The 12,960-nt window shown below is 64.7% G+C and carries 24 protein-coding genes and 1 pseudogene; all 25 read right to left on the reverse strand.

The annotated features are described in order from the left end of the window. Positions 1-362: pseudogene (locus ACWFR4_RS38865) on the reverse strand (DNA-directed RNA polymerase subunit alpha); the annotation flags it as partial. A gap of 116 nt (positions 363-478) precedes the next feature. Further along, positions 479-883, reverse strand: a complete 405-nt coding sequence (rpsK, locus tag ACWFR4_RS38870) for a 30S ribosomal protein S11 (RefSeq protein ID WP_003956432.1) — start codon at positions 881-883, stop codon at positions 479-481. Positions 884-948: 65 nt separating this feature from the next. Next, positions 949-1,329 (reverse strand): 30S ribosomal protein S13, encoded by a 381-nt coding sequence (gene rpsM, locus ACWFR4_RS38875; protein ID WP_100594870.1) that lies wholly within the window; start codon positions 1,327-1,329, stop codon positions 949-951. A 187-nt stretch (positions 1,330-1,516) separates the two neighbouring features. Then, positions 1,517-1,630 carry a 50S ribosomal protein L36 gene (rpmJ, locus tag ACWFR4_RS38880; RefSeq protein WP_003974245.1) on the reverse strand — a complete coding sequence of 38 codons (114 nt, stop codon included), beginning with the start codon at positions 1,628-1,630 and terminating at the stop codon, positions 1,517-1,519. Between the two features lie 59 nt (positions 1,631-1,689). Then, positions 1,690-1,911, reverse strand: a complete 222-nt coding sequence (gene infA, locus ACWFR4_RS38885; RefSeq protein WP_003948620.1) for a translation initiation factor IF-1 — start codon at positions 1,909-1,911, stop codon at positions 1,690-1,692. Between the two features lie 139 nt (positions 1,912-2,050). Further along, positions 2,051-2,887 (reverse strand): type I methionyl aminopeptidase, encoded by an 837-nt coding sequence (map, locus tag ACWFR4_RS38890; RefSeq protein ID WP_453466299.1) that lies wholly within the window; start codon positions 2,885-2,887, stop codon positions 2,051-2,053. Between the two features lie 105 nt (positions 2,888-2,992). Further along, positions 2,993-3,646 (reverse strand): adenylate kinase, encoded by a 654-nt coding sequence (locus ACWFR4_RS38895; RefSeq protein WP_453466301.1) that lies wholly within the window; start codon positions 3,644-3,646, stop codon positions 2,993-2,995. Beyond that, positions 3,646-4,959 carry a preprotein translocase subunit SecY gene (gene secY / locus ACWFR4_RS38900; protein ID WP_453466303.1) on the reverse strand — a complete coding sequence of 438 codons (1,314 nt, stop codon included), beginning with the start codon at positions 4,957-4,959 and terminating at the stop codon, positions 3,646-3,648. The genes ACWFR4_RS38895 and secY overlap by 1 nt, the downstream gene beginning before the upstream one ends. A 280-nt stretch (positions 4,960-5,239) precedes the next feature. Next, entirely contained in the window at positions 5,240-5,695 is a 456-nt protein-coding gene (rplO, locus tag ACWFR4_RS38905; RefSeq protein ID WP_100594874.1) for a 50S ribosomal protein L15, read from the reverse strand. A gap of 2 nt (positions 5,696-5,697) precedes the next feature. Beyond that, a complete protein-coding gene (rpmD, locus tag ACWFR4_RS38910) occupies positions 5,698-5,880 on the reverse strand; it encodes a 50S ribosomal protein L30 (protein WP_041985698.1) in 183 nt (60 codons plus the stop codon). Then, a complete protein-coding gene (gene rpsE / locus ACWFR4_RS38915; protein WP_100594875.1) occupies positions 5,880-6,482 on the reverse strand; it encodes a 30S ribosomal protein S5 in 603 nt (200 codons plus the stop codon). Before rpsE ends, rpmD begins: the two co-directional genes overlap by 1 nt. Positions 6,483-6,524: 42 nt before the next feature. After that, complete coding sequence (gene rplR / locus ACWFR4_RS38920; protein WP_453466305.1) at positions 6,525-6,908, reverse strand: 50S ribosomal protein L18; 384 nt, start codon at positions 6,906-6,908, stop codon at positions 6,525-6,527. A 3-nt stretch (positions 6,909-6,911) separates the two neighbouring features. Continuing rightward, entirely contained in the window at positions 6,912-7,451 is a 540-nt protein-coding gene (rplF, locus tag ACWFR4_RS38925) for a 50S ribosomal protein L6 (protein ID WP_405479013.1), read from the reverse strand. A gap of 21 nt (positions 7,452-7,472) precedes the next feature. Then, positions 7,473-7,871, reverse strand: a complete 399-nt coding sequence (gene rpsH, locus ACWFR4_RS38930) for a 30S ribosomal protein S8 (RefSeq protein ID WP_030221010.1) — start codon at positions 7,869-7,871, stop codon at positions 7,473-7,475. Between the two features lie 223 nt (positions 7,872-8,094). Beyond that, positions 8,095-8,280 carry a type Z 30S ribosomal protein S14 gene (locus ACWFR4_RS38935; protein WP_003948630.1) on the reverse strand — a complete coding sequence of 62 codons (186 nt, stop codon included), beginning with the start codon at positions 8,278-8,280 and terminating at the stop codon, positions 8,095-8,097. 5 nt (positions 8,281-8,285) lie between these two features. After that, a complete protein-coding gene (gene rplE / locus ACWFR4_RS38940) occupies positions 8,286-8,843 on the reverse strand; it encodes a 50S ribosomal protein L5 (RefSeq protein ID WP_100594878.1) in 558 nt (185 codons plus the stop codon). Beyond that, on the reverse strand, positions 8,843-9,166 hold the full coding sequence (rplX, locus tag ACWFR4_RS38945) for a 50S ribosomal protein L24 (protein ID WP_100594879.1): 324 nt from the start codon (positions 9,164-9,166) through the stop codon (positions 8,843-8,845). Before rplX ends, rplE begins: the two co-directional genes overlap by 1 nt. Positions 9,167-9,168: 2 nt before the next feature. Continuing rightward, a complete protein-coding gene (gene rplN / locus ACWFR4_RS38950; RefSeq protein ID WP_003974257.1) occupies positions 9,169-9,537 on the reverse strand; it encodes a 50S ribosomal protein L14 in 369 nt (122 codons plus the stop codon). 97 nt (positions 9,538-9,634) lie between these two features. Next, positions 9,635-9,919: a 30S ribosomal protein S17 gene (rpsQ, locus tag ACWFR4_RS38955; RefSeq protein ID WP_100594880.1), complete on the reverse strand. Its 285-nt coding sequence runs from the start codon at positions 9,917-9,919 to the stop codon at positions 9,635-9,637. After that, positions 9,919-10,143 (reverse strand): 50S ribosomal protein L29, encoded by a 225-nt coding sequence (rpmC, locus tag ACWFR4_RS38960; protein WP_030671810.1) that lies wholly within the window; start codon positions 10,141-10,143, stop codon positions 9,919-9,921. The genes rpsQ and rpmC overlap by 1 nt, the downstream gene beginning before the upstream one ends. Further along, positions 10,143-10,562 carry a 50S ribosomal protein L16 gene (rplP, locus tag ACWFR4_RS38965; protein WP_030782563.1) on the reverse strand — a complete coding sequence of 140 codons (420 nt, stop codon included), beginning with the start codon at positions 10,560-10,562 and terminating at the stop codon, positions 10,143-10,145. The genes rpmC and rplP overlap by 1 nt, the downstream gene beginning before the upstream one ends. 5 nt (positions 10,563-10,567) lie before the next feature. After that, positions 10,568-11,413: a 30S ribosomal protein S3 gene (gene rpsC, locus ACWFR4_RS38970; protein ID WP_453466307.1), complete on the reverse strand. Its 846-nt coding sequence runs from the start codon at positions 11,411-11,413 to the stop codon at positions 10,568-10,570. Beyond that, on the reverse strand, positions 11,413-11,760 hold the full coding sequence (rplV, locus tag ACWFR4_RS38975) for a 50S ribosomal protein L22 (RefSeq protein WP_026249422.1): 348 nt from the start codon (positions 11,758-11,760) through the stop codon (positions 11,413-11,415). The genes rpsC and rplV overlap by 1 nt, the downstream gene beginning before the upstream one ends. A 42-nt stretch (positions 11,761-11,802) precedes the next feature. Further along, on the reverse strand, positions 11,803-12,084 hold the full coding sequence (rpsS, locus tag ACWFR4_RS38980) for a 30S ribosomal protein S19 (protein ID WP_100594882.1): 282 nt from the start codon (positions 12,082-12,084) through the stop codon (positions 11,803-11,805). 12 nt (positions 12,085-12,096) lie between these two features. Next, a complete protein-coding gene (gene rplB, locus ACWFR4_RS38985) occupies positions 12,097-12,933 on the reverse strand; it encodes a 50S ribosomal protein L2 (RefSeq protein ID WP_453656431.1) in 837 nt (278 codons plus the stop codon). Positions 12,934-12,960 lie beyond the last annotated feature (27 nt).

Below are 12,960 nucleotides of genomic sequence, written 5' to 3' on the forward strand. Positions count from 1 at the left end.
GGGTTGTGCACCTCGACACCGGCCGGGGGCGCGATGTCGGCGGCGGTGACCAGACCCGGTCCCTGCTTGCGCAGGTACATCACGACCGGCTCGTCGTGCTCCGAGGAGACGACCAGCTGCTTGATGTTCAGGATGAGGTCGGTGACGTCTTCCTTGACGCCCGGCACGGTGGTGAACTCGTGCAGGACACCGTCGATACGGATGGACGTGACCGCCGCACCCGGGATCGAGGAGAGAAGGGTCCGGCGAAGGGAGTTGCCGAGGGTGTAACCGAAGCCCGGCTCCAGCGGCTCGATCACGAACCGGGAGCGGAACTCGTCGACGACCTCTTCGGTCAACGAGGGACGCTGAGCAATCAGCATGAAACGTTTCCTTCAGTCATGGACACCCACTATTTGATGCCCGACTAGTACTGCAAGGGTACGGGCGGCACGCCTCCGAAGAGCCGTACCGCCCGAAAACCTAAGACAACCGTGCGTCAGACGCGGCGGCGCTTGGGCGGACGGCAGCCGTTGTGCGGGGTCGGCGTGACGTCCTGGATCGAACCGACCTCGAGGCCCGTGGCCTGGAGGGAGCGGATCGCGGTCTCGCGGCCGGAGCCCGGACCCTTGACGAAGACGTCAACCTTGCGCATGCCGTGCTCCTGGGCGCGACGCGCGGCCGACTCGGCAGCCATCTGCGCGGCGAACGGAGTGGACTTGCGCGAGCCCTTGAAGCCGACGTGGCCGGCGGAGGCCCAGGAGATCACGTTGCCCGAGGGGTCGGTGATCGAAACGATCGTGTTGTTGAACGTGCTCTTGATGTGGGCGTGCCCGTGAGCGACGTTCTTCTTTTCCTTGCGGCGCACCTTCTTGGCAGCGCCCTGACGACCCTTGGGGGGCATCTATTACTCCTACGGGAGGTGGTCGGTCCTGCAGCGACAGCTGTCGATAGACCGCTGAGCGAGGACTACTTCTTGCCCGGCTTCTTCTTACCGGCGATGGCGCGACGCGGGCCCTTGCGGGTACGAGCGTTCGTGCTGGTGCGCTGACCGCGGACGGGCAGGCCACGACGGTGGCGAAGACCCTGGTAGCAGCCGATCTCGACCTTGCGGCGGATGTCGGCCTGGATCTCGCGACGGAGGTCACCCTCGGTCTGGATGTTCGCGTCCACGTACTCGCGGATCTTGATCAGGTCCTCTTCGGACAGATCACGAACGCGGATGTTGCGGTCCACACCGGTGGCGTCCAGCGTCTGCTGGGACAGCGTGCGGCCAATGCCGAACACGTAGGTGAGGGCAACCTCTACGCGCTTGTCGCGCGGGAGGTCAACGCCTTCAAGGCGTGCCATTCAAGGCTCCTGTTGATACTCGGAGGTCTTCAGCAGAACCGTTCCCAGGTGCCGTACTAGGTACATCCTGGGTCCCCGGCCTCCGACCGGGGGTGTCGCCCTCCATTACCAATGGATCTGAAGAGGGACGGGTCCTGCATGTGTGCTTACTTGCGTCGCGCGAAACTCTGCGAACTGCAGTCGTGCGTCAGCCCTGGCGCTGCTTGTGGCGCGGGTTGTCGCAGATAACCATGACCCGGCCGTGACGGCGGATCACCCTGCACTTGTCGCAGATCTTCTTGACGCTCGGCTTGACCTTCATTGGGTGAGGTTCTCCGGGTCAGTGCCACCACCCCGCGCGTGGCAGGGTGCGGGCAAGATCTACTTGTACCGGTAGACGATCCGGCCACGCGTCAGGTCGTACGGAGACAGCTCCACCACGACCCGGTCGTCAGGGAGGATGCGGATGTAGTGCATACGCATCTTGCCGCTGATGTGAGCCAGGACCTGGTGGCCGTTCTGGAGCTCCACCTTGAACATGGCGTTCGGGAGAGACTCGACGACAGTGCCTTCGATCTCGATGGCACCTTGCTTCTTGGCCACGCTTCGCCCTTCGAATCGACTACCTTGATCGACTCAGCACATACATGCAGGCATGCGTGTGCACGAGAGCCGACGAGTCAGTCTACGTCAGGGCACCCGGAAAGACGAATCGGGGGAGTTTGCCCCACAGCCAAGATCATTATGCAAGGGGATCCGGGGCAGCTGTGACACCGAGCTCGGCCAGCTTGGCCTTACCCCCGTCGGGCGCGGTCAGCACCAGCGGGCCCTGCTCGGTCAGCGCGATGGAGTGCTCCCAGTGCGAGGACCAGGTGCCGTCCGTCGTGATGACGGTCCAGTCGTCCTTGAGCACCTCGGTCCGCGGCGTACCCAGCGAGACCATCGGCTCGATCGCGAGGCAGAAACCGGGGACGAGCTTCGGGCCCTTGCCCCGCCGGCGCTCGACGTAGTTCAGGAGGTGCGGGTCCATGTGCATCTCGGTGCCGATGCCGTGGCCGCCGTAGTCCTCGACGATGCCGTACTTGCCACCGCCCGGCTTGGGCTGGCGGCGGATGTAGGACTCGATGGCGCGGGAGATGTCGACGAGCCGGTTGCCGTTCTTCATCGCGGCGATGCCGGCCCACATCGACTCCTCGGTCACCCGGGAGAGCTCGACCAGCTCCGGAGCGTGACCGGTGCCCACGAACGCGGTGTACGCGGCATCGCCGTGCCAGCCGTCGATGATCGCGCCGCAGTCGATGGAGATGATGTCGCCGTCCTTGAGGACGGTCTTGTCGTCCGGGATGCCGTGGACGACGACCTCGTTGACCGAGGTGCAGATGGTCGCGGGGAATCCCCCGTAGCCGAGGAAGTTCGACTTGGCCCCGTGCTCGTCGAGCACCCTGCGCGCGACCTCGTCCAGGTCCCGGGTGGTGGCACCGGGCACCGCGGCCTCACGCGTCGCGGCGTGGATCGCGGCCACGACCAGCCCCGCCTCACGCATCTTGGCGATCTGCTCGGGGGTCTTGATCTGCACCATGGGCGCCTGCGCTCTCCGTCTTCCGTACTACAAGGTTTACCTAGACAACACTACGGCCGCGGCGCCCTGTACGGGCACCGCGGCCGGAGCAGCGTAACAACGGACTTACTTGTCGCGCTTGAGGGCGTCCATGGCCCGCGCGGTCACCTCGTCGACCTTGCCGAGCGCCGAGATCGTCCGTACCAGGCCCTGGGCCCGGTAGTAGTCGATGATCGGCTCGGTCTGCGTGTGGTAGACCTCGAGCCGCTTGCGGACGGTGTCCTCACTGTCGTCCTCGCGCTGATACAGCTCGCCGCCGCAGACGTCACAGACGCCTTCCTGCTTCGGCTGCTTGTACGACACGTGGAAGACGTGCGCGGAGTCCTTACGGCAGATGCGGCGGCCGGCGATGCGCTTGACCACCTCGTCCTCGGGGACCTCGAGGTCCAGGACCGCGTCGAGCTTCACTTCGTCCGCCTTGAGGGCGACGTCGAGCGCCTCGGCCTGCGAGACGTTGCGAGGGAAGCCGTCGAGCAGGAAGCCGTTCACGGCGTCCGGCTGCTCCATGCGGTCCTTGGCCATCCCGATGGTGACCTCGTCCGGAACCAGGTTGCCGGCGTCCATGAACGCCTTTGCCTGCTTGCCCAGCTCCGTGCCCTGGCTGATGTTGGCACGGAAGAGGTCGCCCGTGGAGATGTGCGGAATCGACAGGTCCTTGGCAAGGAACGCGGCCTGCGTTCCCTTGCCCGCACCGGGCGGCCCGACGAGGACGATACGCATCAGCGGAGGAACCCTTCGTAATTGCGCTGCTGAAGCTGGCTCTCGATCTGCTTCACCGTCTCCAGACCGACACCCACGATGATGAGGATGCTTGTCCCACCGAACGGGAAGTTCTGGCTTGCCCCGAAGCCAACCAACGCCATCGTTGGTACGAGAGCGATCAGACCCAGATACAGCGAACCCGGCCAGGTGATCCGGTTGAGTACGTAGCTGAGGTACTCAGCGGTCGGCCGGCCAGCCCGGATGCCCGGGATGAAGCCACCATACTTCTTCATGTTGTCCGCGACTTCCTCGGGGTTGAACGAGATCGCCACGTAGAAGAACGCGAAGAAAACGATCAGCAGGAAGTACGAAACGATGTAATAGGGGTGATTTCCCTTGGTCAGATGGTCGTTGATCCAGGTCTTCCACCCGGAATTCCCTCCCGCGAACTGCGCGACGAGGGCCGGGATGTAGAGCAGCGACGAAGCGAAGATGACAGGGATCACACCCGCCTGATTGACCTTCAGCGGGATGTAGGTGGACGTACCGCCGTAAGAACGGCGACCGATCATGCGCTTCGCATACTGGACAGGGATGCGGCGCTGCGCCTGCTCGACGAAGACCACCAGGCCGACCATGACGAGGCCCACCAGGATCACGGCGCCGAACTCGATCCAGCCGCCGGCGAGGTTACCGGTCGTCTTGATGGTCCACAGGGCGCTCGGGAAGGTGGCGGCGATCGAGATGAACATCAGGATCGACATGCCGTTGCCGATGCCGCGGTCGGTGATGAGCTCACCGAGCCACATGACGATGGCGGTGCCGGCGGTCATCGTGATGACCATCGTGATCGTCACGAAGATCGACTGGTCCGGGACGATCTGGTTCGCGACGGGGCAGCCCTGGAAGAGGGCGCCGCTGCGAGCGGTCGCGACGAGGCCGGTGCCCTGGAGGATGGCGAGCGCCACGGTCAGGTATCGCGTGTACTGCGTGATCTTCGAAGTACCCGCCTGACCCTCCTTCTTCAGGGCCTCGAGCCGCGGGATCACGACGGTGAGCAGCTGCAGGATGATGCTCGCGGTGATGTACGGCATGATGCCGAGCGCGAAGATCGTGATCTGCAGGAGCGCGCCACCACTGAACATGTTGACGAGACCGAACAGCCCCTGCGTGCCTTTGTTCGCGTCCACGCATGTCTGGACGTTCGAGTAGCTGACTCCCGGAATCGGTACATGCGTACCCATGCGGTAGACCACGATGATGCCGAGTGTGAAGAGCAGCTTCTTGCGCAGGTCGGGCGTCTTGAACGCCCGGGCGAACGCGGTGAGCACGGTGCCTCCTGCGACCCCCGCGCAAGTGCGTCAGAGGTGACGGTCTTGAGGTTCGATGAATGAAGGAATGCGTAACAGTCAAGCACCGGGTGAAGATCCCTCAGACTCGTCGTCTTCAGGACACACCGCCCGGCCCGGGGCGTCAGCCCCAGACAGATACAGCACAGTGCAGGCCACCTTACCGGCGACCATGCCCCCTTGGAACGACCAACCGGGGATGCCCCATATGTGGGGCATCCCCGGTTGGGAATCGCTCATGTCATAGAGACGTCTGAAAAGGTCAGACGAGCTCGGTGACGGTACCGCCGGCGGCGGTGATCTTCTCCTTGGCGGAGTTGGAGACGGCGTCAACCGTCACCTGCAGCGCCACGGTGAGCTCACCCTGGCCGAGCACCTTGACGAGGCTGTTCTTGCGAACGGCACCCTTGGCGACGAGACCCTCAACGGTGACCTCGCCACCTTCCGGGTACAGCGCGCTCAGCTTGTCGAGGTTCACGACCTGGAACTCGGTCTTGAACGGGTTCTTGAAGCCCTTGAGCTTCGGGAGACGCATGTGGAGGGGCATCTGGCCACCCTCGAAGCGCTCCGGAACCTGGTAACGGGCCTTCGTGCCCTTGGTACCACGACCGGCCGTCTTACCCTTCGACGCCTCACCGCGACCCACACGGGTCTTCGCGGTCTTGGCGCCCGGGGCGGGACGGAGGTTGTGGATCTTGAGCGGGTTGTTCTCCGCCATGATCAGTCGACCTCCTCGACCGTCACGAGGTGCCGCACGGTGTTAGCCATGCCGCGGAACTCGGGACGATCCTCCTTGACGACCACGTCGTTCAGGCGCTTGAGCCCGAGCGAACGCAGGGTGTCGCGGTGGTTCTGCTTGCTGCCGATGTAGGACTTCGTCTGCGTGATCTTGAGGCGAGCCATTACGCACCCGCTCCCGCACGTGCACGAAGCAGAGCCGCGGGGGCGACGTCCTCGAGGGGCAGACCACGGCGAGCCGCGATCTCCTCGGGACGCTGCAGGCCCTTGAGGGCCGCCACGGTCGCGTGCACGATGTTGATCGCGTTGGACGAGCCGAGCGACTTCGACAGGATGTCGTGAACGCCGGCGCACTCGAGGACAGCACGCACCGGGCCACCGGCGATAACGCCGGTACCGGGGGAAGCAGGCTTGAGCAGGACGACGCCCGCAGCCTTCTCGCCCGTGATCGGGTGCGGGATGGTGCCCTGGATACGGGGGACCTTGAAGAAGTGCTTCTTGGCCTCCTCAACACCCTTGGCGATGGCGGCCGGCACCTCCTTGGCCTTGCCGTAACCAACACCGACGGTGCCGTCACCATCGCCCACCACGACCAGCGCGGTAAAGCTGAAGCGACGACCACCCTTCACAACCTTGGCGACGCGGTTGATCGCGACAACGCGCTCAACGTACGCGGTCTTCTCGGCGGCAGGGCCACCGTCGCGACCCTTCCGGTCCCGCCGCTCGCCGCCACCGGCACCGCTTCCGCGGCGCTGGGGTCCAGCCATTGGAATTACCTCTCTTCGTTTTCCGCTAGCTACGGAACCGGATCAGAACTTCAGACCGGCTTCGCGGGCGGCGTCCGCCAGAGCGGCGATGCGCCCGGCGTACTGGTTACCACCACGGTCGAACACGACAGCCTCGACGCCCGCGGCCTTGGCACGCTCGGCGACCAGGGCGCCGACCTTGACGGCCTGCGCGGACTTGTCGGCCTCGACACCACGGATCGAGGTGTCCAGGGTCGACGCCGACGCGAGGGTGTGACCCTTAACGTCGTCGATGACCTGGGCCACGATGTGGCGGTTCGAACGCGTCACGACCAGGCGCGGACGCTCGGCCGTACCCGAAACATGCTTACGGATACGAATGTGACGGCGCTTGATGGCAGCACGCTTGTAAGCGTCGCCCTTAGCAATCTTGACACCGTATGCCATGGCTTACTTACCCGCCTTTCCGACCTTGCGGCGGATGACTTCGCCTTCGTACTTGACGCCCTTGGCCTTGTACGGGTCGGGCTTGCGCAGCTTGCGGATGTTGGCCGCAACCTCGCCGACCTTCTGCTTGTCGATGCCCTCGACCGAGAACTTGGTCGGCGACTCGACCTTGAAGGAGATGCCCTCGGGCGCCTCGATCAGGATCGAGTGGCTGTAGCCGAGCGAGAACTCCAGGTTGGAGCCCTTCGCCAGGACGCGGTAACCGACACCGCTGATCTCGAGCTTCTTCACGTAACCCTGGGTCACGCCGGTGATCATGTTGGCCACCAGCGTGCGGGACAGGCCGTGCAGAGCCTTGTTCTGACGCTCATCATTGGGACGGGCGACGTTCAGCACGCCGTCCTCGTCCTTCGTGATGACGATCGGAGCGACGATCGTGTGGCTGAGGGAACCCTTGGGGCCCTTAACCGAGACCGTACGACCGTCGATGGTGACGTCCACGCCGGCGGGAACCGTGATGGGGAGCTTGCCAATACGCGACATTAGCTATTCCTCCGTTCCCGACTACCAGACGTAGGCGAGGACTTCCCCACCTACGCCCTTCTTGCCTGCCTGCTGGCCGGTCAGAAGACCGTGCGACGTGGAGATGATCGCCACGCCGAGGCCGCCGAGGACCTTGGGCAGGTTGGTGGACTTCGCGTAAACCCGGAGACCGGGCTTGGAGATCCGCTTGATGCCCGCAATGGAGCGCTCACGGTTCGGGCCGAACTTGAGCTCGAGGACGAGGTTCTTGCCAACCTCGGCGTCCTCGGTCTTCCAGCCCGTGATGAAGCCCTCCTGCTGGAGGATCTCCGCGATGTGAGACTTGATCTTGCTGTGCGGCATCGCCACGGTGTCGTGGTACGCCGAGTTCGCGTTACGCAGACGAGTCAGCATGTCCGCGATCGGATCAGTCATGGTCATGAATTGGCCTTCGGCCTCTCTCGCCGGGGTTTCCTGTATGCGCCATCCCTCTCCCCACACAGAGGCGGGACGGGTGCGGTGCGGGGACCTACGGCGTAGTAAGTCGGTATGGGCGGCGGGCGCCCAACCCCACAAGCCTACGGCATGTGAAGGGGGGCTCCCGCCGTCCAAATACTTACCGAGAGCGTCCGGTAATTCCCAAGTCCCTAAGGACAGAAGGGGATTACCAGGAGCTCTTGGTCACGCCCGGCAGCTCGCCACGGTGAGCCATCTCACGAAGGCACACGCGGCACAGGCCGAACTTGCGGTACACGGAGTGCGGGCGACCGCAGCGCTGGCAGCGGGTGTAGCCACGCACACCGAACTTCGGCTTACGAGCAGCCTTGGCAATAAGAGCCTTCTTCGCCATCTCGGTTACGCCTCCTTGAAGGGGAAGCCGAGGTGACGAAGGAGCGCGCGGCCCTCAGCGTCGTTGGTCGCCGTGGTGACCACGGTGATGTCCATACCCCGGACGCGGTCGATCTTGTCCTGGTCGATCTCGTGGAACATGACCTGCTCCGTGAGACCGAAGGTGTAGTTGCCACGGCCGTCGAACTGCTTGGGAGACAGACCACGGAAGTCGCGGATGCGCGGAAGCGCGAGCGACAGGGTGCGGTCCAGGAACTCCCACATGCGGTCGCCACGGAGCGTGACGTGGGCACCGATCGGCTGACCCTCACGCAGCTTGAACTGCGCGATGGACTTGCGGGCCTTGGTGATGGCCGGCTTCTGACCGGTGATCGTGGTCAGGTCACGGACGGCACCGTCCATGAGCTTGGAGTCACGGGCGGCGTCGCCGACACCCATGTTGACCACAATCTTGACGAGGCCCGGGGTCTGCATGACGTTCTCGTAGGAGAACTCTTCCTGCAGCTTGCCCGCGATCTCCTCGCGGTACTTCGTCTTGAGACGCGGAGTCGTGGTGGTAGCCATCAGATGTCCTCACCCGTCCGCTTGGCAACGCGAACCTTGTTGCCCTCGTCGTCGAAGCGGTAACCGACACGCGTGACGACCTTGTTGCCGTCCTTCTCCACCACGAGCTGAACGTTGCTCACGTGGACAGGGGCCTCGGTCGTGACGATGCCACCGGCCTGCGAACCACTGGCGGTGGGGCCGGCCTTGGTGTGCTTCTTGACCCGGTTGACACCCTCGACCAGGACGCGGTCCTCGCGGGGGAAGGCCGCGATGACCTTGCCCTGCTTGCCCTTGTCCTTACCGGTGATGACCTGTACCAGGTCGCCCTTCTTGATCTTCATGCTTACAGCACCTCCGGCGCGAGCGAGATGATCTTCATGAACTTCTTCTCGCGCAGCTCACGGCCCACCGGGCCGAAGATACGGGTGCCACGAGGGTCGCCGTCGTTCTTCAGAATGACGGCGGCGTTCTCGTCGAAGCGGATGTACGAGCCGTCCGGACGGCGGCGCTCCTTGACGGTGCGAACGATGACAGCCTTGACGACGTCACCCTTCTTCACGTTGCCGCCGGGGATCGCGTCCTTGACGGTGGCGACGATGACGTCACCGATGCCCGCGTAGCGGCGACCCGAGCCACCGAGAACACGGATGGTGAGAATTTCCTTCGCACCCGTGTTGTCGGCGACGCGCAGTCGCGACTCCTGCTGGATCACGTCTATCTCCTGATTGTCTGCCGGTTCCCCCGGGGCAGTTCAGTGAACTGCCCCGGGAGCCTGGCGGAACGAACTCTGAGGGATACCCCTCAGAGAATTACTTGGCCTTCTCGAGGATCTCGACGATGCGCCAGCGCTTGGTCGCCGACAGCGGACGCGTCTCCATGATGAGGACGCGGTCGCCGACGCCGGCAGCGTTCTGCTCGTCGTGCGCCTTGAGCTTGTTCGTACGGCGGATGACCTTGCCGTACAGCGCGTGCTTGACGCGGTCCTCGACAGCGACGACGACGGTCTTGTCCATCTTGTCGCTGACGACCAGACCCTCACGGGTCTTGCGGAAGCCGCGGGCGGCAGTCTCTTCAGTCACGTTGCTCTCGCTCATCAGGCGTTCTCCACCGTCTCGATGCCCAGCTCGCGCTCACGCATGAGGGTGTAGATCCGCGCGATGTCCTTGCGGACGGCCTTCAGCCGACCGTGGTTCTCGAGCTGACCGGTCGCCGCCTGGAAACGGAGGTTGAACAGCTCTTCCTTGGCTTCGCGGAGCTTGTTGAGAAGCTCCTCGTCACCCAGTTCGCGCAGCTCGGACGCCTTGGTACCGGCCGACATCACGACTCACCTGCCTCGCGCCGAACAATCCGGCACTTCATCGGAAGCTTGTGAGCAGCGCGGGTAAGCGCCTCACGCGCAATCTTCTCGTTCGGGTAGGACAGCTCGAACATCACCCGACCCGGGTGAACGTTCGCGACCCACCACTCGGGGGAACCCTTACCGGAACCCATGCGGGTCTCGGCGGGCTTCTTCGTGAGGGGGCGGTCCGGATAAATGTTGATCCAGACCTTGCCGCCACGCTTGATGTGGCGGGTCATCGCGATACGAGCCGCCTCGATCTGGCGGTTCGTCACGTACGCCGGCGTGAGGGCCTGAATGCCGTACTCGCCGAACGCAACCGTCGTACCACCCTTGGCCTGACCGCGGCGCTTGGGGTGGTGCTGCTTGCGGTGCTTGACCCTACGGGGGATCAGCATTTCGGTCAGGCCTCCGTTCCGGTGCTCTCAGCCGGAGCGGCAGCGGCGGGCGCGTCGGCCTTGGGGGCCTCGGCGGCCGGAGCCGTCTGCTGCTGCGGCTTGCGACCGCGACCGCCACGCTCGCCACCACGGCCACCACCACGGGCCGGGCGGTCGGCGCCGCCGCCACCACGGGCCGGGCGGTTGCCGGCGCGGGCTGCGGCGTTCTCGGCGCGGACCTCGGCGATGTTCTTGACATCGCCCTTGTAGATCCAGACCTTCACACCGATACGGCCGAAGGTCGTCTTGGCCTCGAAGAAGCCGTAGTCGACGTTCGCGCGGAGCGTGTGCAGGGGCACACGGCCCTCGCGGTAGAACTCCGAGCGGGACATCTCGGCGCCGCCGAGACGGCCACCACACTGGATCTTGATGCCCTTGGCGCCGGCCTTCATCGTCGTCTGCATGCTCTTACGCATGGCGCGACGGAAGGAGACGCGGGAGGACAGCTGCTCGGCAACGGCCTGAGCAACCAGCTGAGCGTCGGTCTCGGGGTTCTTGACCTCGAGGATGTTCAGCTGGACCTGCTTGCCCGTGAGCTTCTCGAGGTCACCGCGGATGCGGTCGGCCTCGGCGCCACGGCGGCCGATGACGATGCCCGGACGAGCGGTGTGGATGTCCACACGCACGCGGTCACGGGTGCGCTCGATCTCAACCTTCGAGATACCGGCGCGCTCCATGCCGGAGGTCATCATGCGACGGATGGCTACGTCTTCCTTGACGTAGTCCTTGTACAGCTTGTCGGCGTACCAACGGGACTTGAAGTCCGTGGTGATACCGAGCCGGAACCCGTGCGGGTTTACCTTCTGGCCCATTACCGGGTTCCTTCCTTGCTGCTGACGACCACGGTGATGTGGCTGGTCCGCTTACGGATCCGGTAGGCACGGCCCTGAGCACGCGGACGGAACCGCTTCAGGGTCGGGCCCTCATCCACGTACGCCTCGCTGATGACCAGCGAATTGGCGTCGGTGTGGTCGTAGTTGTGTGCAGCGTTGGCGATGGCGCTGTCCAGCACCTTGCCAACCGGCACGCTCGCGGCCTGCGGGGCGAAACGCAGGACCGCCTGAGCCTCCGTGGCATCCATGCCACGGATGAGGTCCACCACTCGGCGGGCCTTCATGGGCGTGACGCGGATGTACCGCGCCTGGGCCCTGGCTTCCATGGTTGTCCCTTCAGTGTTCGTCATAGTCGATTCCACCCCGCCTTAGCGGCGCTTCGACTTCCGGTCGTCCTTGACGTGACCCCGGAAGGTGCGCGTCGGCGAGAACTCGCCGAGCTTGTGGCCGACCATCGACTCGGTGACGAACACCGGGATGTGGATCTTGCCATTGTGCACCGCGATGGTGTGACCCAGCATGCTGGGGATGATCATCGAGCGACGGGACCAGGTCTTGATGACGTTCTTGGTGCCGGCTTCGTTCTGTACGTCCACCTTCTTTACGAGGTGGTCGTCGACGAAGGGCCCCTTCTTGAGACTGCGCGGCATCTAAACCCGCTCCTAGCGCTTCTTGTTCGTCTTGCGGCGGCGGACGATGTACTTGTTCGAAGCCTTCTTCGGCGAACGAGTACGACCCTCCTTCTGACCCCACGGGGAGACCGGGTGGCGACCACCGGAGGTCTTGCCCTCACCACCACCGTGCGGGTGGTCAACCGGGTTCATCGCCACACCGCGGACGGTCGGACGAACGCCGAGCCAGCGCTTGCGGCCGGCCTTGCCCCAGTTGATGTTCGACTGCTCGGCGTTGCCGACCTCGCCGATGGTGGCGCGGCAGCGGACGTCGACCAGGCGGATCTCGCCGGACGGCATGCGCAGGTGGGCCATCTGGCCCTCCTTCGCCAGCAGCTGCACGGAGGCACCTGCGGAGCGGGCGAACTTGGCACCGCCACCGGGACGGAGCTCGATCGCGTGGATCGTGGTACCGACCGGGATGTTGCGGAGCGCCAGGTTGTTGCCCGGCTTGATGTCGGCCCCGGGACCGTTCTCGATGCGGTCACCCTGCGCCAGGCCACGCGGAGCGACGATGTAACGCTTCTCGCCGTCGGCGTAGTGCAGCAGCGCGATGCGCGCGGTGCGGTTGGGGTCGTACTCGATGTGCGCGACCTTCGCCGGCACGCCGTCCTTGTCGTGACGACGGAAGTCGATCACTCGGTAGGCGCGCTTGTGTCCGCCACCCTGGTGGCGAACGGTCACACGACCGGCGTTGTTACGGCCGCCCTTGCTGTGCAGCGGGCGGACCAGCGACTTCTCCGGCGTGGACCGCGTGACCTCGACGAAGTCGGCGACGGAGGAGCCACGGCGGCCCGGCGTCGTCGGCTTGTACTTGCGGATTCCCATTTCTCAGTCCTCGTCCGATATTCGGAC

This window comes from Streptomyces sp. NPDC055140 (genome assembly GCF_053607285.1).